At 68.8% G+C, this 19,751-nt stretch carries 21 protein-coding genes; 13 read left to right on the top strand and 8 right to left on the bottom strand.

The genetic code is table 11. The features are described from left to right. The first annotated feature begins 145 nt into the window (after positions 1–145). Positions 146–1,717, top strand: a complete 1,572-nt coding sequence (locus ASE89_RS02695) for a glycosyltransferase family 39 protein (RefSeq protein ID WP_201781520.1) — start codon at positions 146–148, stop codon at positions 1,715–1,717. On the opposite strand, the gene ASE89_RS02690 is transcribed toward ASE89_RS02695, so the two are convergent. The 3 genes from ASE89_RS02690 to ASE89_RS02680 are packed head-to-tail and all read right to left on the bottom strand — an operon-like array spanning position 1,599 to position 4,330. Beyond that, positions 1,599–2,795 carry a glycosyltransferase gene (locus tag ASE89_RS02690; RefSeq protein ID WP_031440539.1) on the bottom strand — a complete coding sequence of 399 codons (1,197 nt, stop codon included), beginning with the start codon at positions 2,793–2,795 and terminating at the stop codon, positions 1,599–1,601. The two genes, ASE89_RS02695 and ASE89_RS02690, sit on opposite strands and share 119 nt — an antisense overlap. 18 nt (positions 2,796–2,813) lie before the next feature. After that, positions 2,814–3,341, bottom strand: coding sequence for a DUF2141 domain-containing protein (locus ASE89_RS02685; protein ID WP_056673759.1), 528 nt, complete (start codon positions 3,339–3,341; stop codon positions 2,814–2,816). 20 nt (positions 3,342–3,361) lie between these two features. Then, positions 3,362–4,330 (bottom strand): hypothetical protein, encoded by a 969-nt coding sequence (locus tag ASE89_RS02680; RefSeq protein WP_236701593.1) that lies wholly within the window; start codon positions 4,328–4,330, stop codon positions 3,362–3,364. An 88-nt stretch (positions 4,331–4,418) separates the two neighbouring features. Between ASE89_RS02680 and ASE89_RS02675 the strand changes: the two genes are divergently transcribed. Next, the gene (locus ASE89_RS02675) at positions 4,419–5,600 is read left to right on the top strand and encodes a glycosyltransferase (RefSeq protein ID WP_330219035.1); all 1,182 of its coding nucleotides are present in this window, start codon (positions 4,419–4,421) and stop codon (positions 5,598–5,600) included. Here ASE89_RS02675 and ASE89_RS02670 read toward each other — a convergent pair. The 5 genes from ASE89_RS02670 to pyrE form a co-directional block, all read right to left on the bottom strand. Next, the gene (locus tag ASE89_RS02670; protein ID WP_037530691.1) at positions 5,545–6,612 is read right to left on the bottom strand and encodes an AI-2E family transporter; all 1,068 of its coding nucleotides are present in this window, start codon (positions 6,610–6,612) and stop codon (positions 5,545–5,547) included. The genes ASE89_RS02675 and ASE89_RS02670 overlap by 56 nt on opposite strands. A gap of 1 nt (position 6,613) precedes the next feature. Then, complete coding sequence (gene lepB / locus ASE89_RS02665) at positions 6,614–7,609, bottom strand: signal peptidase I (RefSeq protein ID WP_056673757.1); 996 nt, start codon at positions 7,607–7,609, stop codon at positions 6,614–6,616. Further along, positions 7,606–8,028, bottom strand: coding sequence for a holo-ACP synthase (acpS, locus tag ASE89_RS02660; protein WP_031396115.1), 423 nt, complete (start codon positions 8,026–8,028; stop codon positions 7,606–7,608). The genes lepB and acpS overlap by 4 nt, the downstream gene beginning before the upstream one ends. A gap of 135 nt (positions 8,029–8,163) precedes the next feature. Further along, positions 8,164–8,904: a pyridoxine 5'-phosphate synthase gene (locus ASE89_RS02655; protein ID WP_056673754.1), complete on the bottom strand. Its 741-nt coding sequence runs from the start codon at positions 8,902–8,904 to the stop codon at positions 8,164–8,166. Beyond that, complete coding sequence (gene pyrE, locus ASE89_RS02650; protein WP_056673750.1) at positions 8,901–9,485, bottom strand: orotate phosphoribosyltransferase; 585 nt, start codon at positions 9,483–9,485, stop codon at positions 8,901–8,903. Before pyrE ends, ASE89_RS02655 begins: the two co-directional genes overlap by 4 nt. 281 nt (positions 9,486–9,766) lie before the next feature. Here pyrE and coxB point away from each other — a divergent pair, with 281 nt between their 5' ends. From coxB to ASE89_RS02600, 11 genes are all read left to right on the top strand, one after another. Continuing rightward, positions 9,767–10,954 carry a cytochrome c oxidase subunit II gene (coxB, locus tag ASE89_RS02645; protein WP_373929223.1) on the top strand — a complete coding sequence of 396 codons (1,188 nt, stop codon included), beginning with the start codon at positions 9,767–9,769 and terminating at the stop codon, positions 10,952–10,954. Between the two features lies 1 nt (position 10,955). Beyond that, positions 10,956–12,620, top strand: a complete 1,665-nt coding sequence (gene ctaD, locus ASE89_RS02640; protein WP_031393246.1) for a cytochrome c oxidase subunit I — start codon at positions 10,956–10,958, stop codon at positions 12,618–12,620. 274 nt (positions 12,621–12,894) lie between these two features. Beyond that, on the top strand, positions 12,895–13,536 hold the full coding sequence (locus tag ASE89_RS02635) for a L,D-transpeptidase family protein (RefSeq protein ID WP_082451195.1): 642 nt from the start codon (positions 12,895–12,897) through the stop codon (positions 13,534–13,536). Between the two features lie 91 nt (positions 13,537–13,627). After that, the gene (locus ASE89_RS02630) at positions 13,628–14,527 is read left to right on the top strand and encodes a heme o synthase (RefSeq protein WP_037530876.1); all 900 of its coding nucleotides are present in this window, start codon (positions 13,628–13,630) and stop codon (positions 14,525–14,527) included. Further along, positions 14,524–14,667, top strand: a complete 144-nt coding sequence (locus ASE89_RS20695; protein ID WP_166746380.1) for a hypothetical protein — start codon at positions 14,524–14,526, stop codon at positions 14,665–14,667. Before ASE89_RS02630 ends, ASE89_RS20695 begins: the two co-directional genes overlap by 4 nt. After that, positions 14,667–15,206 (top strand): cytochrome c oxidase assembly protein, encoded by a 540-nt coding sequence (locus ASE89_RS02625; RefSeq protein ID WP_031441785.1) that lies wholly within the window; start codon positions 14,667–14,669, stop codon positions 15,204–15,206. Before ASE89_RS20695 ends, ASE89_RS02625 begins: the two co-directional genes overlap by 1 nt. Positions 15,207–15,235: 29 nt before the next feature. Then, entirely contained in the window at positions 15,236–16,162 is a 927-nt protein-coding gene (locus ASE89_RS02620) for a cytochrome c oxidase subunit 3 (protein ID WP_031441784.1), read from the top strand. A gap of 286 nt (positions 16,163–16,448) precedes the next feature. Next, a complete protein-coding gene (locus tag ASE89_RS02615) occupies positions 16,449–16,832 on the top strand; it encodes a DUF983 domain-containing protein (protein WP_031441783.1) in 384 nt (127 codons plus the stop codon). Further along, positions 16,829–17,461, top strand: coding sequence for an SURF1 family cytochrome oxidase biogenesis protein (locus tag ASE89_RS02610; RefSeq protein WP_269082940.1), 633 nt, complete (start codon positions 16,829–16,831; stop codon positions 17,459–17,461). Before ASE89_RS02615 ends, ASE89_RS02610 begins: the two co-directional genes overlap by 4 nt. Positions 17,462–17,472: 11 nt before the next feature. After that, entirely contained in the window at positions 17,473–18,873 is a 1,401-nt protein-coding gene (gene thrC / locus ASE89_RS02605) for a threonine synthase (RefSeq protein ID WP_056673744.1), read from the top strand. Beyond that, positions 18,870–19,745, top strand: coding sequence for a class I SAM-dependent methyltransferase (locus ASE89_RS02600; RefSeq protein ID WP_056017567.1), 876 nt, complete (start codon positions 18,870–18,872; stop codon positions 19,743–19,745). Before thrC ends, ASE89_RS02600 begins: the two co-directional genes overlap by 4 nt. Positions 19,746–19,751: the final 6 nt, after the last annotated feature.

Raw genomic sequence — 19,751 nt, 5'->3', positions numbered from 1 at the left:
GAAGGCCGGGGCCCAGTTGGGAAAGCCTGAGTAACGGAACGCGACCCTCAGCCATGACCGTCCCCCAACTGGGCCCCGGCCTCCGCCGGGGTGGAACCAAAGACTGCCGGGGTGGAACCAAAGACTGCCGGGGTGGAACCAAATAATGGAGCATAGCCCTCGCCACCCCTGTTCACCCGCGAAGGCGGGTGTCCAGTCTGGGCACCCGCCTTCGCGGGTGAACATCCTGTGGCTGACAGCCCTGGCGACGCTCTACATCGCGCTCGCCCTCCTCCGCCCCGTCGACCACGACGAAAGCCAGTATGTCGCTGCGGCCGTCCTCACCGCGCACGGCCTGCTCCCCTATCGCGACTTCGCCTATCTCCAGACCCCGCTCCAGCCCTTCCTCCTCGCACCTGTAGCGCTGATCGCCGGCGCCTGGACCTGGCCCGCGCTCCGCCTCACCAACGCGCTGCTCGGCCTCGCGAGCGTCGCGTTCGTCCACGCCGCTGCGCGCCGCACCGGCGCCGGCCCCGTTACCGCACGCCTCTGCGCCGCCTTGTTCGCGACCACCGACATCCTGCTCTTCAGCATCGGCACTGCGCGCAACGATGCGCTTCCCGCCGCCTGCCTCGCCGCCGCGCTCTGGCTGATCCTCCGCGAAGACCGGACCCGCGCCGGCGCGCTGACAATCGGCCTTCTGCTCGCCGCCGCGGTCGCCGCGAAGATCTCCTACGCCTTCCCCGCCGCCGCCTATGGCCTCTACGCGCTGGTCCATCCCCGCCACCGCGTCTGGCTGGTCGCGCTCGGCGCGCTCCCGGTCGTCGCGTTGGTCGGCTGGACCTTCGCGCTGTCGTCCGAAGGCTTCCTGTTCGGCACGCTGCATTTTCCCGCCCAGGCGCCCGCGGAATATTACGCGGCACGGCCCTGGAAGCTGTCTCTTGCCGCCAAGGCGCTCGATACGCTGAAGTTCCTCGCGCTCGGTGCCGCGCTTCCCGCCCTCGTCCTCGTCGCGCGCGCCGCGATCCGTCGTCGTCGCGTCACCCTGCCCGACCTGCTCGTCCTCGCCGGGCTGGTCGCCGCGCTGCTCCCGGTGCCGACCTGGCGGCAATATCTGCTGCCGATGCTGCCTCCGCTGTTCGTCGCGCTCGCCGCCGTCTGGACCGCGCAGCCGCCGACCCGCGCAACCACCCGGATCATGACGGTCTTCGCGCTGCTCGGCCTCGCGCCCACGCTCTCAGCGCTCGTCGAGCCAGGCCGCCTTTCGCTCGTCACCGCCATGCGCGAAGCCGCCACGCTGAGACGGACGCTCGACGCGCGCCGGATCACCGGCCCGATCGTCACGCTGTCGCCGCAGATCCTGCCCGCCGTCGGCCGCCTGCCCGATCCCCGCTTCGCCGCCGGCCCCTTCTACTTCCGCAGCCGCACCCTGCTCGACCCCGCGGCCGAGGCCCGGCTCCACCTCGTCGCGCGCGATCGCCTGCGCCTCGCCCCCGGCACCGTCATCCTCACCGGTGGCGAATCCGCCGCGACCGCGGGCGATTCGCAACTCGACGCCGCGCTCGAAAAAGCGGCATCCGGACCGGTCGCCGTCCCCGGCACCCGCTTCCGGCTGTCGGTCACGCCGCCAGCCGCCCCCGTCGCGCCGCGATCAGCCCGGCATAATAATCCACCAGTTCCACCGCATGCGCATGATCCGAGCGGACCTGCGCCGACGCCACGACCGCCGCGCGCCTGAGCATCCCGCGGTCGCGCGCGAACAGCCGCGCGATCGCCGCCGCCGCCGCGGTCGCATCGCGCGCGGTATAGAGCTCGCTGGCATGCCGGTCCGCAATCTCGGCGCACCCGCCCGTATCGGGCACGATCAGCGGCAGCCCCGACGCCATCGCCTCCGACGCGACCAGCCCGAACGGCTCGGCCTCCGACCCGTGGATCAGCGCGTCGCAGCTCGCCATGATCGCGGCCAGCCGCTCGCGGTCATAGACCGGCGCGAACATCCGGATATGCGGCGATCCGCCGATCCGCCGTGCGATCGCCTTGCTCTGGCTGCCCGTGCCGAACAGGATCAGCCCGATCGGCAGGTCGGTACCCGCGCGCGCGACCGCGTCGACGACCAGCGGCCAGCGCTTCTCGCCGTGATGCCGGCCCAGCCCGATCAGCAGCATCGCGTCCGCGGGCAACCCGCATTGCTGCAACAGCCGCCCCCGCAGCGCTTCGTCGCGCAGGCGTGGCGAGAAATGACCGCGCTCGATCCCCAGCGGCATCGCCGCGTCGATCCGCACGCCGCGCGCGCGCAAGCGTTTCTCCAGCGCGGGTCCGTTGGTGACGACCGTATCGAACCGCGTCAGGAACCGGTTCATGTACCGGCTGTACCAGCCGAACGCGCGCTCGATCCGGTCGTGGCTGGCAAACCCTGCGAACCAGCGCTGCGCATAGGCGGCGATATTGTCGTTGTGCATGAAGAAGGATTTCAGCGCGCGCTGCTGCCCGTCGGGCCCCGTCCAGTCGCCGACGAACCATGCGGGCCGCCACGGCGAACAGCATTCGACCACATCCGGATCGAGGTCGTCGAGCACCCGGTGGATCGCCGCACGGTCCCAGAACAGCCCGTAATTGCGGTCGAACGGCATCCCCGGCGACTTGAGGTAGATCACGCGCCCGCCACCCGGCCGCTCCTCGACGCGGTCCTCGCGGCCCGGCGCGACGACGATCAGCTCGTGCCCCAGATCGGCAAGGATCCCCATCTTCCGATCGATATAGGTGCGCACCCCACCGCCCGTCGGCGAGTAGAATTCGTTGACGTCGACGATCCGCATCTCAGCCCGCCCGCCCCCTCACTTGCCGTCCAGCGGGCCGAACCCGCCCAGCCCGCGCAGATATTGCGCGCGGATCGTGACATGCGTGAGTCCGGGCCCGACCTCGACGATCGCCTGGTCGACCTTGGGTCGCGATCGGCCGAGCCGGTCGCCCTTCACGAAGCCCGCGCCGTCCGACCAGACACTGAACTTGGCCCGGCCGTCACGGTCATGCGTGAACAGCAGCGCGTAGCGGCCCGGGTGCGGCATGCGGATGCACAAGGCAGTCGGACCGGTCGCGGGGGCCGGCACGCTGATCCGGCGAAACGTCTTGCCCGCCGCGATCAGGTCGCGGTCGCCGCGCAGGAAATCGGCCTCGTCGGGCGGATAGAGCTCGAGCATCAGATTGCCCTTGCGATCCTTCAGTCCGACGATCGTCGCCGCGATCGCCGGCCCTTCGTCACGCTCGCACGCCTGCGCGTCGCTCCCGAGCATCGGCTCCTGGACTGCCACCCGACCGCCGGCCCATGCCGGGGCGGCGCCCGCGATCAGCCCCGCCAGCATCATCCCCGCCCCAAGCAATCGGTTCACGCACGCGTCCTCATCGCGATCGCATGCCCGCTGAATATGACAATCAGAATGACGTGGACGAGCAGCGTCAGCGCGGCGGTGAACGCGACGAGCTCGGACAGCGCCTGGTCCTGCCCGATCAGCAGGATCGCGAAATTGGCGAACAGCAGGTCCTTGTTCGGCACCAACGGCAGCCGCGACACCAGCAGCCGCCCCGCCGCGAGGAACAGCCACATCGCGATCGACACGCCGGGCAGCGCGAAATGCCAGGCGAGCGCGATCAACAGCGATCCGCACATCAGCCGGATGCAGTGGATCATGAACACCCACCACAAGGTCGCACGCGGCAGCGAGAAGACGCGCCGCGAGAAGATCAGGAACGGCAGCGAGATCGCAAAGGTGATCGCCGCCGACCCCAGCACCGTCTTGAACAGGTCGGGCGGCAACAGGTCGCGGCTCAGCGGCAGCGCGATCGCCACCATCGCCAGCGTGATCGCGTTGCCCGCGATCGCCGACAGGATCGTCACGTCCTTCACCGCACCGAACGGCGACGCCACCATCCGCGCCTTCGCGCGCGCCCAGGCATAGAAATAGGCGTCGCCCGAATAGCCGAACACCACCTCGTTCGCGATCCGCTTCTTGATCAGCGCGACCAGCCCCGCGACCGGTATCCCCCACAACCGGCGGAAGATCACGTAATCCCCCGTCGGCGGCGACATGTAGAGCAGCGCGAAACACAGATAGAATCGCGGATCGGACGGCACCGACCGCGAGAGTCCGGCCAGCCCGTGCGCGAACAGCTCGCGCGCGAGCCCCGCGATCATCGCCAGCGTCAGCACCGCACCGATGATCGCCGGCCACCGGCTGCGAAAGGTCTTCAGCGGTTCGAGCCCGACGATATCAGCTCCCGCCTGCACCACCCCGGCCGCGGAACGACCCGGCGGGTTCCCGGCCGTCAGCGCGGAGCCCGTCATACGCGTACGCATCGAACGATCCTCGTCCTGTACCGCGCACCCGGCCTTTCCGGGCATGCCATCACGCCGCGCCAATAGCCGCCCCGCCGCCGGCTTGCACGTGAAGATCGAGTCATCCGTCCCCGAACCCGCGCGGTTCGCCGCCGCTTACCCTCTCGCCATCGCGCCCCGACCGCGCCATCTGTGCGCGATGCCCGGCGCTGACCACATCCTCACCTATGCAGACGACCTGTCCGGCGGCGGCGTCGAGCGCGCGCAGCTGCGGCTCGCGCGCGGCTGGCTCGCGGCGGGGCGTCGCGTCACGCTGGTGATCGGCGACCCGACCGGCCCGCTCGCCGCCGAGCTGCCCGACGGGCTCGAGGTCGTCCCCGGCACCGCGCGCACATTGCCCGGCCTCGTCCGCCGCACGGCCCCCGACATCGTCTTCTGCCCCGGCAACCATTATACCGGGATCGCCGCCTGGATCCGGCTCAGGCTCGGCCGCGCCTGTCCGCCGATCGTCGCCAAGATGTCGAATGCGCCCGACCGCGGCGACCATGGCCGCCTCCTCCACGCCGCGCACCGCGTCTGGCTCGCGCGTCACGGCCGGTTCCTCGACCATCTCGTCGCGATGACCCCCGCCACCGCGGTCCAGGCCGCCGCTGTAACGCGCATGCCGGGGCGGGTCAGCGTCATTCCCAACCCGCCGGCACTCGCAGCGCCGGGCGTGACGCTCCCCGTGCTGCCGTCGCGGTTCATCCTCGGCGTCGGCCGGCTCGAACCGCAGAAGCGCTGGGACCGGCTGCTCGCCGCAGTCGCCGCACTTGCCGATCGCGACATCGCGCTCGTCATCCTCGGCGAGGGCGCATGTCGCGGTGCGCTCACGGCGCAGGCGACCGCACTCGGCCTCGCCGCCCGCGTGCACCTGCCCGGCCATGTCGCCGATCCGCTCCCGGCAATGGCCCGCGCACAGGTCGTCGCGCTGACCTCGGACTTCGAAGGCGTGCCGGGGGTCCTGCGCGAGGCGCTGTCGGTCGGCACGCCTGTCATCGCGACCGATTCGAGCCATGCGATTGCCGAGATCGTCGACACCCCCGCACGCGGCACGATCGTCGCGCGCGACGACGGCCCCGCACTCGTCGCCGCACTCGACGCCTGGCTCACCTCCGGTACGCCGCGACCGGCACCCGTTCCGCAACCCGGCAGCGACTCGGCGCAGCGCTATCTCGCGCTGTTCGACACGCTCGTCAATCCGCGGCCTTCTCGTCCTCGCGGTCAGACCGGCGCTCAAGCGCGGTCTTGAGCATCGCGGTCATCGGATCGGCAAGCGCGAGGCCAAGGATCCCGAACAGCGCGCTCGCGAGGATCTGCGCCCCCAGCGTCAGCGCGGGCGGCAGGTCGACGGTGCGCTTGGCGACCATCGGCACGATCACATAGCCGTCGATCGTCTGCACCACGAAATAGGTGCCGATCGCCCAGTACCCGGTGTCGACGCCCGCGCTGAAGCCGACCGCGACCATCAGCACGCCGGTGACGATCGCACCGATATTGGGGATGAAGGCGAGGATGCCCGCGATGATCCCGAGCAGCATCGCCATCGGCACGCCGCCCACGGCCAGCGCGATCCCCGTCGCGACGCCCTCGACCGCCATGCCGAGCAACCGCCCGGCGAGCAACCGCCGCATCGTCTCGCCCATCGTCACCATCGTCCGGGCGAATTCGTCGCGCAGGTCGGTCGGCACCATCCACTGCACGCCGCGCGCATAGGTGCCCGGGTCCATCGCGATGAACAGCCCGAGGACGAGGATCATGAACAGGCTGGTCAGCGCGCCGATCGCGGTGCCGACCCACGATGTCACGCGCCCGACCGACCCCAGCGCCTGCTTGGCGATCCCGCTCACGTCCGACACGCCCGGCATCAGCCCCTGCGACGCCAGATAGCCCGTGAACCGGTTCGCCTGCAGCTCGAGCGTCGAGCGCAGCTGCGTGACCTGTTCGGTCACCTGCACGCCGGTCAGCACGAACGTGCCGATCATGAACACCAGCACCAGCACGACGACGATCAGCAGCCGCCATCCGCGGCTGATCGGCAGCACGCGCCCGAGCAACCGGACGCCGCCGTCGAGCAGCGACGCGAACACCACCGCGGCGAAGATCAGCAGCAACGGCTGCACCAGCACGATCGCCAGCGCGATCAGGCAGGCGAGCCCCAGCCAGATCGTCGCGCGCCGCACTTCGGTGCGCAGCGCCGGGTCGCGCATCTCGACCGGGCTGGCCTCGTCGACGCGCTTGGTCGCGCCGCTATCGTCGGCCATCTCAGTTCGCCGATACAGGGTGCAGCGACGTGCCCGCGCGATCCGACCGGAGCGATCCCCACCAGGTCAGCGGGTTGTAGGTCGCATCGCCGTCGAGGCTGAAGGTGATGAACTCCGCGCGCCCGCCCAGATTCTCGTACGGCACCGGTCCGCCAAGGCCGAGCTGCGTCAGCGCGAAGCGGCTGTCCGCGGACCGGTCGCGGTTGTCGCCCATCAGGAAGACATGAGCCGCCGGGATCGTGATCGGCCCGTAATCGTCGCCCGGGCTCCAGCCCATCTCGATCGTGTCGAACCGCCGGCCATTGGGCAGCGTCTCGGTGATCGTCGGCAGGCGACAGATCATCGCGCCGTCCGCCCGCGTCTCGCGCGCGCCGGGATATTCGTCCTCGCTGCACGGGCTGTTGGTGTCGACCGGGATCAGCGTGTCGTGGACGGGGCCGCGCTTCACCGGCACGCCGTTCAGGATCACCGTCCCGCCGCGCACTTCCAGCCGGTCGCCCGGCAGGCCGATCACGCGCTTGATATAGTCGTTCTGCGTCCCCGGCGGCGTCACGATCACCACGTCGCCGCGCGTCGGCAGCGACCCGAACAGCCGCCCCTTGATGAAGGGGATCTGCACGCTCCAGCTGTCTTCCTGCTGGCGAAGCACGACGCTCTTGAAGATCGCGACCGGGTTTGGGATCGTCGGCGACACGAACGACCAGCCATAGGCGAATTTGGTGACGACCAGCCGGTCGCCGATCCGCAACCCCGGCAGCATCGATTCGCTCGGGATGTAGAAGGGCTTGGCGATGAAGCTGTGGAAGCCGAGCACCACCAGCACCAGCCAGAATATGCCCTTCACTTCGCCCCACCAGTCGGTCCCGCGCCGCGCGGGTGCCGTCGTTATGGTGGGAGGGGAACCGTCGTTGCCCGGGGGCGGGACGGGTGTGGCGCCGACCCGCGATGCTGCCGGATTCTCGAGCGACTCTTTGCCGTCCAACGCCGCTTCCTTCATCGATCTTTATCCGCGGATAACAGGGGTATCGCTTCGATTATCACAAAGGCCTGCGCCCAGGGATGATCGTCCGTCATGGTCAGGTGCACGCGTGCGGCGTGGCCTTCGGGGGTCAACGCGTCAAGCCTCGCCTTGGCCCCGCCGGTCAGGGCCAGCGTCGGCGCACCGCTCGCGGCGTTGACGACGCCGATGTCCTTCATGAACACGCCCGCGCGAAACCCGGTGCCGACCGCCTTCGAAAACGCCTCTTTCGCCGCGAACCGCTTGGCGAGCGTCCCCGCCTTGGTAAACGGCCGCCGCGCCGCCTTGGCCAGCTCCACCTCGGTAAACACCCGCTGCTCGAACCGCTCGCCGAACCGGTCGACCGACGCCTGGATCCGCTCGATATTGCACAGGTCCGACCCCAGCCCGATGATCATCGCGACGCCTGGAGTCGGAAGGCAAGATATGTTCTCGCGAAGGTGCGAAGGCGCGAAGCGAGCGGGAGACGCGAGCCCGGGGCGGTCTTCAGACTCTTCGCGCCTTCGCGCCTTCGCGTGAACCCCATCTGCACGCTACCGCGCCGCATCCATAGCCTCGCGCATCCGCCGCACCGCCTCGCCAAGCCCGACGAACAGCGCCTCGCCCACCAGGAAATGCCCGATATTCAGCTCGCGCACCTGCCGGATCGCCGCGATCGGCGCGACATTGTCATAGGTGAGCCCGTGCCCCGCATGCACCTCGATGCCGTTCTTCGCCGCCAGCGCCGCCGCATCCTCCAGCCGCCGCAGCTCGACGCTGCGCGGATCGCCCGACAGGTCGGCGTAACGCCCCGTGTGCAGCTCGACGACCGGCACCTTCAGCCGCACCGCCGCCTCGATCTGCCGCGCATCGGGCTCGATGAACAGCGACACGCGGATTCCCGCCCCCGCCAGCGCGTCGACCAGCCGTGCCATCCGGTCATAATGCCCCGCGACGTCGAGCCCGCCCTCGGTGGTCAGCTCCTCGCGCTTTTCGGGCACGATGCACGCCGCATGCGGCCGGTGGCGCAGTGCGATGCCGAGCATCTCGTCGGTCGCCGCCATCTCCAGGTTGAGCGGGATGGTCAACTCGGTCGACAGCCGCGCGATGTCGTCGTCGGTGATGTGCCGGCGATCCTCACGCAGATGCGCCGTGATCCCGTCCGCCCCCGCCGCCGCCGCGACCAGCGCCGCGCGAACCGGATCGGGATAGCCCGCCCCGCGCGCATTCCGCACCGTCGCGACGTGATCGATGTTGACGCCCAGGCGCAGATGCGCGGTGCCGGGGGGGCTCATGCTGCCGCCCTGCTGCCGGGCTTGATCGCCGGAATCGCCGCGAGTTCGGGGGGCAGCGCATCCGCCGCATAGGTCGGCACGTCGAGCCGGATCAGCGGGAAGAACGGCACGCCAAGGTCCGCCGCGCCGTTCGACCGGTCGACCAGCGCCGCCGCCGCGACCGTCTCGCCGCCCGCGCGCCCGATCGCCGCGATCGCCTCCTTCGACGACAGCCCGGTGGTCACCACGTCCTCCATCATCAGCACGCGCTGCCCCGGCGCCAGCCGGAAGCCGCGGCGCAGCTCGAACACGCCGTCGGGCCGCTCGAGGAACATCGCCTCGACGCCCAGCGCGCGCGCCATCTCATGACCACAGATCACCCCGCCCATCGCCGGCGACACCACCGCGCTGATCGACGCGCGCAAGTCCTCCGGGATGCGCGCGACCAGCGCCTCCGCCAGCCGCGCGCCACGCCTCGGGTCCATCAGCACGCGGGCACATTGCAGATAGCGCGAGCTGCGCAGGCCCGAGGACAGGATGAAATGCCCCTCGAGCAGCGCCTCGGCAGCGCGGAATTCGGCGAGCACGTCGTCTTCGGTCATCGCGGGTCATCGCTCCAATGAAATCTGTCGCGCTGTACGATCGCGGCAAAGTCCACGCAATGACAACCGCCACCGCCCCCGCCACCGCCACCGCGCCGGCCGCCATACGCCCCGAAAGACTTGCCGGCCCGTGCAACAAATTCAACAAAGCCCGCACCGGGGTTGAGGCTCGCCCCGCCGCCGCCTATAGCCGAATGTCAAAATGATAAGCAGACATCCGCGCGTCCGTGATACGGGTTCGCACCAAACCGGGGTCAAGAAAAACGATGCGCATACTGGGGATGAGAGGATTGGCGATCGCAGCGGGGCTCGCACTGGCGAGTCTTGGCGGCGTCGCCGGGCAGGCTGCACCGGCTTCGCAGGCCGCCGCGACCGCGCCTGACACCGGCGCCGCGGGCGCTGCACCACAGGCCGCGGCCGGCCCGGCCGGGGTGTCGAACACCGCACCCACCAGCGCTGCCGCCCCGGCGACCGCGAATCCGTCCAGCCCGGCGCTCGCTGAGGATGGCGGCTATGCGATGGCCCCGACCCCCGGCGTGGGTCAGCCCACCCCCGGCACCGTCGGCCTCCAGCCACAGGTCACCAAGAACGGCGTCTTCGCGCACTGGATGCACAATGCGATCCTGATGCCGACGATCACAGCGGTCTCGCTGCTGGTGCTCGCTTTGCTCTTCTGGGTGGTGTTCCGCTATCGCCGCGCCGCCAATCCGGTGCCGTCGAAGACCAGCCACAACACCGTGATCGAGATCATCTGGACGCTCGCCCCGGTGATCATCCTCGTGCTGATCGCGGTCCCGTCGATCGGCCTGCTCTCCGCCCAGTTCAAGCCGGCGCCCGCGGGCGCGGTGACGATCAAGGCGATCGGCAACCAGTGGTACTGGACCTACCAGTATCCGGATAACGGCGGCTTCGAAGTCACCGCGAACATGCTGAAGGAGGCCAAGGACGTCGGCGCGGGCGAACGCGCGCGCACCGATGCCGACGGCCCGCGCCTGCTCGCGACCGACAACCGCATCGTCCTGCCGGTCGGCGTGCCGATCCGCCTCATCACGACCGCGAACGACGTGATCCACAGCTGGGCGGTCCCCGCCTTCTGGATCAAGCTCGACGCGATCCCCGGCCGCCTGAACGAGACGAGCTTCACGATCGACAAGCCCGGCCTCTATTTCGGCCAGTGCTCCGAGCTATGCGGTGCGCGTCACGCGTTTATGCCGATCGCGGTCCAGGCCGTCTCGCCCGCGCAGTTCGCGGCATGGGTCCGGGCCAAGGGCGGCACGATGCCGACCCCGGGCCAGGCCTCCGACAAGGTCATTCCACAGCCCGGCGCCGACGGCTCCGCGGCCAAGGTCGAGGAGGCGGCGGAAACCGCCAACGCCACCGGCCCGGTCGAAAACGTGACCACCGCAGCGCCCGCCACCACGCAGGGTGCCACCTCCAACCCGGCCGGCGCCGGCAACGCGGGACTCTAAGATGACCGACACCGCTCTCAACCCGTCGGCATTCGTCGCCCATGATGCGCACGCGCATCATCACGATGCCGATCACAAGCCCGGTTTCTTCGCGCGTTGGTTCATGTCGACCAACCACAAGGACATCGGCACGCTCTACCTGATCTTCGCGATCGTCGCGGGGATCATCGGCGGCTCGGTCTCGGGCCTCATGCGCGCCGAGCTCGCAGAGCCCGGCATCCAGTATCTTCAGGGCTGGGCCGGCATGCTCCATGGCGGCAGCGCCAGCCTCGACGAATCGCTCCACCTCTGGAACGTTCTGATCACCGCGCACGGCCTGATCATGGTGTTCTTCATGGTCATGCCGGCGATGGTCGGCGGGTTCGGCAACTGGTTCGTGCCGATCATGATCGGTGCGCCCGACATGGCGTTCCCGCGCATGAACAACGTGTCGTTCTGGCTGCTGATCCCCGCCTTCACGCTGCTGCTCGCCTCGCCCTTCTTCGGCGGCGCAGGTAACGGCTGGACGCTCTACGCTCCGCTCTCGACCTATGGCGAGCCCGGGCCGTCGACCGACATGGCGATCCTCGCGCTCCATCTCGCGGGTGCCTCGTCGATCCTCGGCGCGATCAACTTCATCACCACCATCTTCAACATGCGCGCGCCGGGCATGACGCTGCACAAGATGCCGCTGTTCGTGTGGTCGATGCTCGTCACCGCGTTCCTGCTGCTGCTCGCGCTCCCGGTCCTCGCGGCCGCGATCACGATGCTGCTGACCGATCGCAACTTCGGCACGACGTTCTTCGATCCGGCCGGCGGCGGCGATCCCGTCCTCTACCAGCATCTGTTCTGGTTCTTCGGCCATCCCGAAGTCTACATCATGATCCTGCCGGGCTTCGGCATCGTCAGCCAGATCATCTCGACGTTCAGCCGCAAGCCCGTCTTCGGCTATCTCGGCATGGCCTATGCCATGGTCGCGATCGGCGTGGTCGGCTTCGTCGTCTGGGCGCACCACATGTTCACCACCGGCCTGTCGGTGAACACCAAGATGTACTTCACCGCCGCGACGATGGTCATCGCGGTCCCCACCGGCATCAAGATCTTCTCGTGGATCGCGACGATGTGGGGCGGCTCGATGAGCTTCAAGACGCCGATGGTCTGGTCGATCGGCTTCATCTTCATGTTCACCGTCGGCGGCGTGACCGGCGTCGTGCTCGCCAACGGCGGCATCGACGACTACATGCAGGACACCTATTACGTGGTGGCGCATTTCCACTACGTGCTCAGCCTTGGCGCGGTGTTCTCGCTGTTCGCGGGCTTCTATTACTGGTTCCCGAAAATGTCGGGCAAGATGTACAACGAGTTCCTCGGCCAGCTTCACTTCTGGGTGTTCTTCATCGGCGTGAACGTCATGTTCTTCCCGATGCACTTCCTCGGCCTCCAGGGCATGCCGCGCCGTTACCCGGATTATCCCGACGCCTACGCACATTGGAACTATGTCGCGACGGTCGGCTACATGATCATGGCCGCGGGCATGGCGATCTTCTTCGTCAACCTGATCTGGTCGCTGATCGCGGGCAAGAAGGCGGCGGACAATCCCTGGGGCGAAGGCGCCACGACGCTCGAATGGACGATCTCCTCGCCCCCGCCCTATCACCAGTTCGAGACCCTGCCGAAGATCGACTGAGGGCGGATCAGGGCCATCAGGCCCCCGCCCGGCCGGCGCGGCAACGCCGCGTCCGACGACACGGGACTTGCTCCCGTGTCGGGGCCAGCCAGAAAACGCCTCGGGGCAACCCGGGGCGTTTTTTCATATCCGCCGTCCTCCCCCAAACCGTCATCCTGACGGACGTCAGGACCCAGAGCCCGGCCGGACAGCGCTCATTCGAAAATTGTCCCACCCCGGCACGCCCCGAAATCCCCCGCTAGCCAAATCCCGCTCGGGTCCCCAAACACGGCGCATGCCGACGCTCCAGCACCTCGCCGTCTCGATTCTCGGCCTGACCCTCGCCGGCGGCACCGCGATCGCACTCACCGGCGCCCGCCCCGTGACCGCGACCCAGGACCCCGCCGCACCCCGCACCGCTCCGAAGGCCCGCCCCGCGGCACCCGCCCCGAAACCCGCCGCCCCGGATCCCGCCGCCTACACCGTCAAGCGCATCCTCCAGATCCCCGGGCCCATGCGTCAGGGCGACCATTACTGGGACGAGACCGGCGCCCCCCAGGGGCCCGTCGTCGTCACCGTCGACCTCGCCGCGCAGACCGTCTCGGTCTTCCGCGCGGGCTATGAGATCGGCACCGCGGTCATCATCTACGGCGCGGACGAGAAGCCGACCCCGCTCGGCGTCTTCCCGATCACGCAGAAGGACGCGGATCACGTCTCCAACCTCTACAATGCGCCGATGCCGTACATGCTGCGGCTGACCAATGACGGCATCTCGATCCATGGCAGCGATGTCGGCGACGGCTATGCCACGCATGGCTGTATCGGCGTGCCCAGGGCGTTCGCGAAGCGGATCTTCGACGCGGTGAAGCTCGGCGACCGCGTGATCGTCACCGATGGCGAGCGACTCGACCTCGGCCAGCCGATCACCGCCGCCTGATCGGCGTTCGCCACCATACCGGGGTTTCGATTTCCCGAGCAGAACCATCGCTTTCCCCGAACGGCAGGGTCGCGTATAGGCCTGCGCAACCATGACCACTGCGACGCCCCTGCTTCCCCCCGCCGAATGGCGCGACTTTCTGGCGCTGACCAAACCCCGGGTGATGACGCTCGTCGTGTTCACCGGGCTGTGCGGCATGCTCGCCGCGCCCGTCGGCATCCATCCCGTGATCGGCTTCACCGCGATCCTGTGCATCGCGCTCGGCGCGGGTGCGGCGGGGGCGCTCAACCAATGGTATGAATCCGATATCGACGCGGTGATGCGCCGCACGCAGAAGCGCCCGCTCCCCGCCGGCCGGATGGACCGTCAGGCCGCGCTGCATTTCGGCGTCGGGCTCGCCAGCTTCTCGGTCCTGCTGATGGGGCTCGCGGTCAACCTCGCCGCGGCCGCGATCCTGACCGTCTCGATCCTGTTCTACGTCCTCGTCTACACCGTCTGGCTCAAGCGCCGCACGCCGCAGAACATCGTCATCGGCGGTGCGGCCGGCGCCTTCCCGCCGCTGATCGGCTGGGCGGCGGCGACCGGCGACGTCGCGCTGCTCCCGCTCTTGCTGTTCGGGCTCGTCTTTCTGTGGACGCCGCCGCATTTCTGGGCGCTCGCGCTCTTCGTGAAGACCGATTACGCCAATGCAGGCGTGCCGATGCTCCCCGTCGTCGCGGGCGAGCGCGTCACCCGGACCCAGATCGGCCTCTACACCATTCCGATGGCGCTTGCCGCGGTGCTCCCCTGGCCGCTCGGCCTGGTCGGCAATTTTTACGGCATCGTCGCGACCGTCCTGACCGGGATCTTCGCCTGGCTCGTGGTCGTCGTCGCGACGCGCACGACCGGCACCGATGACGCGATGAAGCCCGAGCGGCGCTTGTTCAAATATTCGATCCTGTATCTCTTTGCGATGTTCGGCGCGCTCGTCGTCGATAGGTGGCTGGCATGAACGACGACAAGACCCGCGAAGACCTGATCCGCCGCCGCCAGATGGGCCGGGCCAAGGTGATGGCGCTGCTGCTCGGCGCGTTCGTCATCCTCGTCTTCGCCATCTCGATCGCCAAGATCCAGGCGGGGATGCCGCACTGATGCGGGTCGAGCGCACCACGCGAACCGCCCTGCTCGCGGTGCTCGGCATCTGCTTCATGACCGGGCTCGCCTTTGCCAGCGTGCCGCTCTACCGCCTGTTCTGCCAAGTCACCGGCCTCAACGGCACGACGCAGCGCGGGCTCGTCGCGCCGGGCGGGACCGATCGCCAGATTCGCGTCGATTTCGACGCCAATGTGAACCCGAAGCTGCCGTGGAAGTTCGCGCCCGAAAACCCGTCGGACACGATCGCGGTCGGCGCGCGGGACATGGCGTTCTTCACCGCGACCAACACCTCGGACCGGCCGATTACCGGGACCGCTACGTTCAACGTAACGCCCGCGCAGGCCGGCAAATATTTCACCAAGATCCAGTGCTTCTGCTTCACCGAGCAGACGCTCAAGCCCGGCGAGACCGCGCGGATGCCGGTGATCTTCTTCGTCGATCCGAAGATCCTCAAGGATCCCGACGCGGCGGATATCCAGACGATCACGCTCAGCTACACGTTTTACCCGGTGGATTCCGCGAAAAACGCAAGCTAGGACAGTCGTAAAGAACATAGGGGAGTACCATGGCCGGCGCCAAGAACCACGATTATCACATCCTGCCGCCCAGCGTCTGGCCGCTGGTCGGGTCGATGTCCGCACTCGTGATGGCGGTTGGCGGCGTCATGTGGATGCATGGCGGCCATGTCGACAAGCCCAATGGCGGCGGCTGGATCTTCTTCATCGGCCTCGCCGGGCTGCTCTTCACTTTCTACAGCTGGTGGGCGCAGGTCATCGCCGAGGCGCGCGCGGGCGATCACACCCCCGTCGTCCAGCTCCACTTCCGCTACGGCATGATCCTGTTCATCGCCTCCGAAGTCATGTTCTTCGTCGGCTGGTTCTGGGCGTTCTTCGACTTCTCGCTCTTCCCGACCGCGATGAGCATCGTCGACGGCCAGGTCGAACGCGCCGCCGAAGGTGCGGCTGCGGTCGCCGCGCAGTGGCCGCCCAAGGGCCTCACCGTCATCAATCCGTTCGAGCTCCCGCTGCTCAACACGCTGATCCTGCTGACGTCCGGCACCACCGTCACCTGGGCGCACCACGCGCTGATCCACAACCAGCGCGGTGGCGAGAAGACCGGGCTGTGGGGCATGATCGGCGTCGGCAACCGCGACGGCGTGCTCAAGGGTCTGTGGCTGACCGTCATCCTCGGCGCGCTGTTCAGCGCGATCCAGGCCTACGAGTACATGCACGCGCCCTTCCCGTTCAAGGGGATCAACTATGGCGCCGCGTTCTTCATGGCGACCGGGTTCCACGGCTTCCACGTCCTCATCGGCACGATCTTCCTGATCGTCTGCCTCGTCCGCGCCTATAAGGGCGACTTCACCCCCCGCCAGCATTTCGGCTTCGAGGCCGCGGCCTGGTACTGGCATTTCGTCGACGTCGTCTGGCTGTTCCTGTTCGTCACCGTCTATGTCTGGGGCGGCTGGGGCGCCCCCGTCCACGGCGGTTGAGCGTTCACGCCACCATCCCTGCCTACCACCCCGGTAGGCACCACCCCGATAGGCCCCACCCCGGCGAAGGCCGGGGCCCAGTTGGGAAGGCCGCGGTAACGACGCGCTACCCTGCGTTAGCAACGTCCCCCAACTGGACCCCGGCCTCCGCCGGGGAGGTGGCCCTTGCCGGTAAGGCGATGCCGCAAGCGATATGCAGCACCCGCCCCCTGTTCTCCCGCAAAGGCGGGAGCCCAGCCTGGCTCCCCGCCCCCGCGGGGAGCCACACCGGGCAAGGCGACCGCGCATGACCCCCGACCCCTACCCCCTCGCCTCCGCCCCCCCGATCGCCCAGGTCGCGCTCAAGGGCCTCTGCCCGCGCTGCGGCAAGCCCACCCTCTTCGCCAGATGGGCCGAATTCGCCGACCGCTGCTCCAATTGCGGCCTCGACTTCAGCAAGTTCAACGTCGGCGACGGTCCCGCCGCGTTCCTGACACTGATCCTCGGCGCGATCGTCGTCGCGCTCGCGATCACGCTCGAGCTGACGCTGCACCCGCCGCTCTGGGTGCACATGCTGGTCTGGATCCCGTTCACCGCCGCGGGCGTCATCCTGTCGCTCCGCGCCGCCAAGGGTGCGCTCATGTCCGCCGAATATCGCAACGCCGCGCGCGAGGGTCGCAGCCAGCCGTGACGACCACCCGACGTTTCCCCGTCCTCCCGACGCTGCTCGTCGCGGTCGCGGTCGCGGCGATGATCGCGCTCGGCCTGTGGCAGCTGCTCGACCGCCTCCCCAAAAAGGAGGCGTTCCTCGCCCAGCTCGCCGCCAACCCCGCGCGTCCGCCGATGGCGTTCCCGAGTTTCCCCGACGAGACCCTGCTCTTCCGCCGCGCGACGGGCGTCTGCCTCGAGCCGACCGCGATCCGCCTCGCCGGCGCGGGCAAGGCGGGCTTCCGCGTCATCGCCGACTGCCGCACTGGCGCCGAGGGCCCCGGCATGATCGTCCAGCTCGGCACGACGCGCGATCCGAAGCTCAAGCCCCAATGGCCCGGCGGCGCAGTTTCGGGCTATATCACCCACGCCCCCGACGGCCGCTCGCTGATCGGTTCGCTGTTCGACCCGACCCCGGCGCGGCTGATGCTGGTCGCCGACACGCCGCCCGCCGGCCTCGCCCCCAATGGCAGGCCCGACATCGCCTCGGTCCCGAACAACCATCTCGCCTATGCCGGCCAGTGGTTCTTCTTTGCCGCCATCGCCGCGATCATTTATGTCCTGGCACTGGCCAAGCGCGGCAAACTTGTGTCGAAAGCTGCGTCCCGCTAACCGGCTTGGCCATGCGTTACATCAGCACCCGCGGCTCGGCCCCCGTCCTCGATTTCGAAGCGGCGACGCTCGCCGGTCTCGCATCCGATGGCGGCCTCTATCTTCCCGAGACATGGCCGACGATGACCCGCGACGAGATCGCAGCACTCGCCGGCCTCTCTTATGTCGACACCGCGGTCGCCGTCATGGCGCCGTTCGTCGGCGACGCGATGACCCGCGACGAGCTGAAGGCGCTCTGCGACCAGGCCTATGGCCGCTTCTCACACGCTGCGGTCGTCCCGCTGGTCCAGCTCGACCACGACCAGTGGCTGCTCGAACTCTTCCACGGCCCGACGCTCGCGTTCAAGGACGTCGCGCTCCAGCTGCTCGGCCTCTTCTTCGAACGCTTCCTCGCCGGTACCACCAAGCGCCTGACGATCGTCGGCGCGACCAGCGGCGACACCGGCTCGGCCGCGATCGACGCGGTCGCGGGGCGCGAGGGCATCGACATCTTCATGCTCCACCCCGCCGGCCGCATCTCGGACGTCCAGCGCCGCCAGATGACGACGGTGCTCAGCCCCAATGTCTACAACATCGCCATCGAAGGCAGCTTCGACGACGCGCAGGCGCTCGTGAAGGCGATGTTCAACGACCCCGGCTTCTCCGACCGGTTCGCGCTCTCCGCGGTGAACTCGATCAACTGGGCCCGGCTGATGGCGCAGGTCGTGTACTTCTTCTACGCCGCGGTCCGCCTCGGCGCGCCCGACCGCGCGGTCGCCTTCTCCGTGCCCACGGGCAATTTCGGCGACGTCTTCGCGGGCTATGTCGCCGCCCGCATGGGCCTTCCCGTCGCGCGGCTGATCGTCGCGACCAACGTCAACGACATCCTCCACCGCGCGCTCAGCAGCGGCGACTATTCGAAGACCGGCGTCGAACAGACCCCGACCCCGTCGATGGACATCCAGGTCAGCTCGAACTTCGAACGCCTGTTGTTCGACCTCGGCGCCCGCGACGGCACAGCACTCGCCGCGCAGATGGCAGGCTTCGAATCCTCGGGCGCGATGCGGCTGACCAACGCGCAGTCGCAAGGGGCGGCGGCGCTGTTCCAGAGCGACCGTGTCGATCTCGACGACATGACGCTCGCGATGCGCTGGGCACACGAGCATGCCGGCCAGGTGATCGACCCGCACACCGCGATCGGCCTCGCCGCCGCGCTGCGCACCGAGGTGCCGCCCGGCACGCCGATCGTCACGCTCGCCACCGCGCATCCCGCCAAGTTCCGCGACGCGGTCGAGCGCGCGACCGGCGTCCGCCCTTCGCTCCCCGCACGTGTCGGCGACCTGTTCCAGCGCGAGGAACGCTACGTCACCTTGCCTGCCACCTTCGACGCGATCACCGCCTATATCGCCGACCGCGCAAAGCCGTCGGCATGAAGACGCTCGACACCCTCATCGGCGAACCCTGGGCCGATTACGGCCTGATCGACTCGGGCCACGGCAAGAAGCTCGAACGCTATGGCCGCTTCCGCTTCATCCGCCCCGAACCACAGGCGATGTGGGCCCCCGCCTCGACCGACTGGAAGGCGCAAGGGGAATTCGTCCCCGGCTCGGACGAGGATGGCGGCGGCCGCTGGGAATTTTCGGAACCCGTGCCCCGCGAGGGCTGGACGCTCAAGTGGAACGAGGTGTCCTACACCGCGCAGACCACCCCCTTCCGCCATCTCGGCTTCTTCCCCGACATGGCGCCGGTGTGGAGCTGGATGCGCGAGCGCGTCGCCGGGCTCGACAGTCCGGAATGCATGAACCTGTTCGGCTATACCGGCGTCGGCACGCTCGCGATGGCGACCAAGGGCGTCCGCATGGTCCATGTCGATGCGTCGAAGAAGTCGGTCGAGGCGGCCAAGGCCAATGCGCGGCTGTCGGGCATGGCCGACGCGCCGATCCGCTGGATGACCGACGACGCCGCCAAGTTCGTCGCGCGCGAAGTGCGGCGCGGCCGTCGCTATGACGGCATCCTGCTCGATCCCCCCAAATATGGCCGCGGTCCCGAGGGCGAGGTCTGGCGGCTCGAGGAGGATCTCCCCCGCCTCATCGCCGACTGCCGCAAGCTGCTCGACGAGAATTCGCGCTTCCTGTTCCTCACCGTCTACGCGGTCCGCATGTCCGCGCTCGCGATCGGCGAACTGCTCAACCAGGTCTTCGCCGACCTGCCCGGCAAGGTCGAAGCCGGCGAACTCGGCGTCCGCGAGGAAACCCGCGGCCTCACCCTCCCCACCGCCATCTGGGCCCGCTGGTCCCGCGACTGAAGCTGG

Origin of the sequence: Sphingomonas sp. Leaf30, assembly GCF_001422525.1 — a bacterium.
Classification (GTDB): domain Bacteria; phylum Pseudomonadota; class Alphaproteobacteria; order Sphingomonadales; family Sphingomonadaceae; genus Sphingomonas; species Sphingomonas aerolata.
The sequence above is the reverse complement of the archived record's forward strand: the minus strand, read 5'-3'. Positions and strand labels throughout refer to the sequence as shown.

Excerpts from the sequence above, each read along its gene's own strand:
- ASE89_RS02635 (WP_082451195.1), top strand. The coding sequence starts at position 12,895 with ATGCCGACGCTCCAGCACCTCGCCGTCTCGATTCTCGGCCTGACCCTC.
- thrC (WP_056673744.1), top strand. The coding sequence starts at position 17,473 with ATGCGTTACATCAGCACCCGCGGCTCGGCCCCCGTCCTCGATTTCGAA.
- ASE89_RS02600 (WP_056017567.1), top strand. The coding sequence starts at position 18,870 with ATGAAGACGCTCGACACCCTCATCGGCGAACCCTGGGCCGATTACGGC.
- ASE89_RS20695 (WP_166746380.1), top strand. The coding sequence starts at position 14,524 with ATGAACGACGACAAGACCCGCGAAGACCTGATCCGCCGCCGCCAGATG.
- ASE89_RS02630 (WP_037530876.1), top strand. The coding sequence starts at position 13,628 with ATGACCACTGCGACGCCCCTGCTTCCCCCCGCCGAATGGCGCGACTTT.
- ASE89_RS02695 (WP_201781520.1), top strand. The coding sequence starts at position 146 with ATGGAGCATAGCCCTCGCCACCCCTGTTCACCCGCGAAGGCGGGTGTC.
- lepB (WP_056673757.1), bottom strand. The coding sequence starts at position 7,609 with ATGAAGGAAGCGGCGTTGGACGGCAAAGAGTCGCTCGAGAATCCGGCA.
- ASE89_RS02690 (WP_031440539.1), bottom strand. The coding sequence starts at position 2,795 with ATGCGGATCGTCGACGTCAACGAATTCTACTCGCCGACGGGCGGTGGG.
- ASE89_RS02685 (WP_056673759.1), bottom strand. The coding sequence starts at position 3,341 with ATGATGCTGGCGGGGCTGATCGCGGGCGCCGCCCCGGCATGGGCCGGC.
- ctaD (WP_031393246.1), top strand. The coding sequence starts at position 10,956 with ATGACCGACACCGCTCTCAACCCGTCGGCATTCGTCGCCCATGATGCG.
- acpS (WP_031396115.1), bottom strand. The coding sequence starts at position 8,028 with ATGATCATCGGGCTGGGGTCGGACCTGTGCAATATCGAGCGGATCCAG.
- ASE89_RS02670 (WP_037530691.1), bottom strand. The coding sequence starts at position 6,612 with ATGGCCGACGATAGCGGCGCGACCAAGCGCGTCGACGAGGCCAGCCCG.
- pyrE (WP_056673750.1), bottom strand. The coding sequence starts at position 9,485 with ATGACCGAAGACGACGTGCTCGCCGAATTCCGCGCTGCCGAGGCGCTG.
- ASE89_RS02680 (WP_236701593.1), bottom strand. The coding sequence starts at position 4,330 with ATGCGTACGCGTATGACGGGCTCCGCGCTGACGGCCGGGAACCCGCCG.
- coxB (WP_373929223.1), top strand. The coding sequence starts at position 9,767 with ATGAGAGGATTGGCGATCGCAGCGGGGCTCGCACTGGCGAGTCTTGGC.
- ASE89_RS02655 (WP_056673754.1), bottom strand. The coding sequence starts at position 8,904 with ATGAGCCCCCCCGGCACCGCGCATCTGCGCCTGGGCGTCAACATCGAT.
- ASE89_RS02625 (WP_031441785.1), top strand. The coding sequence starts at position 14,667 with ATGCGGGTCGAGCGCACCACGCGAACCGCCCTGCTCGCGGTGCTCGGC.
- ASE89_RS02620 (WP_031441784.1), top strand. The coding sequence starts at position 15,236 with ATGGCCGGCGCCAAGAACCACGATTATCACATCCTGCCGCCCAGCGTC.
- ASE89_RS02615 (WP_031441783.1), top strand. The coding sequence starts at position 16,449 with ATGACCCCCGACCCCTACCCCCTCGCCTCCGCCCCCCCGATCGCCCAG.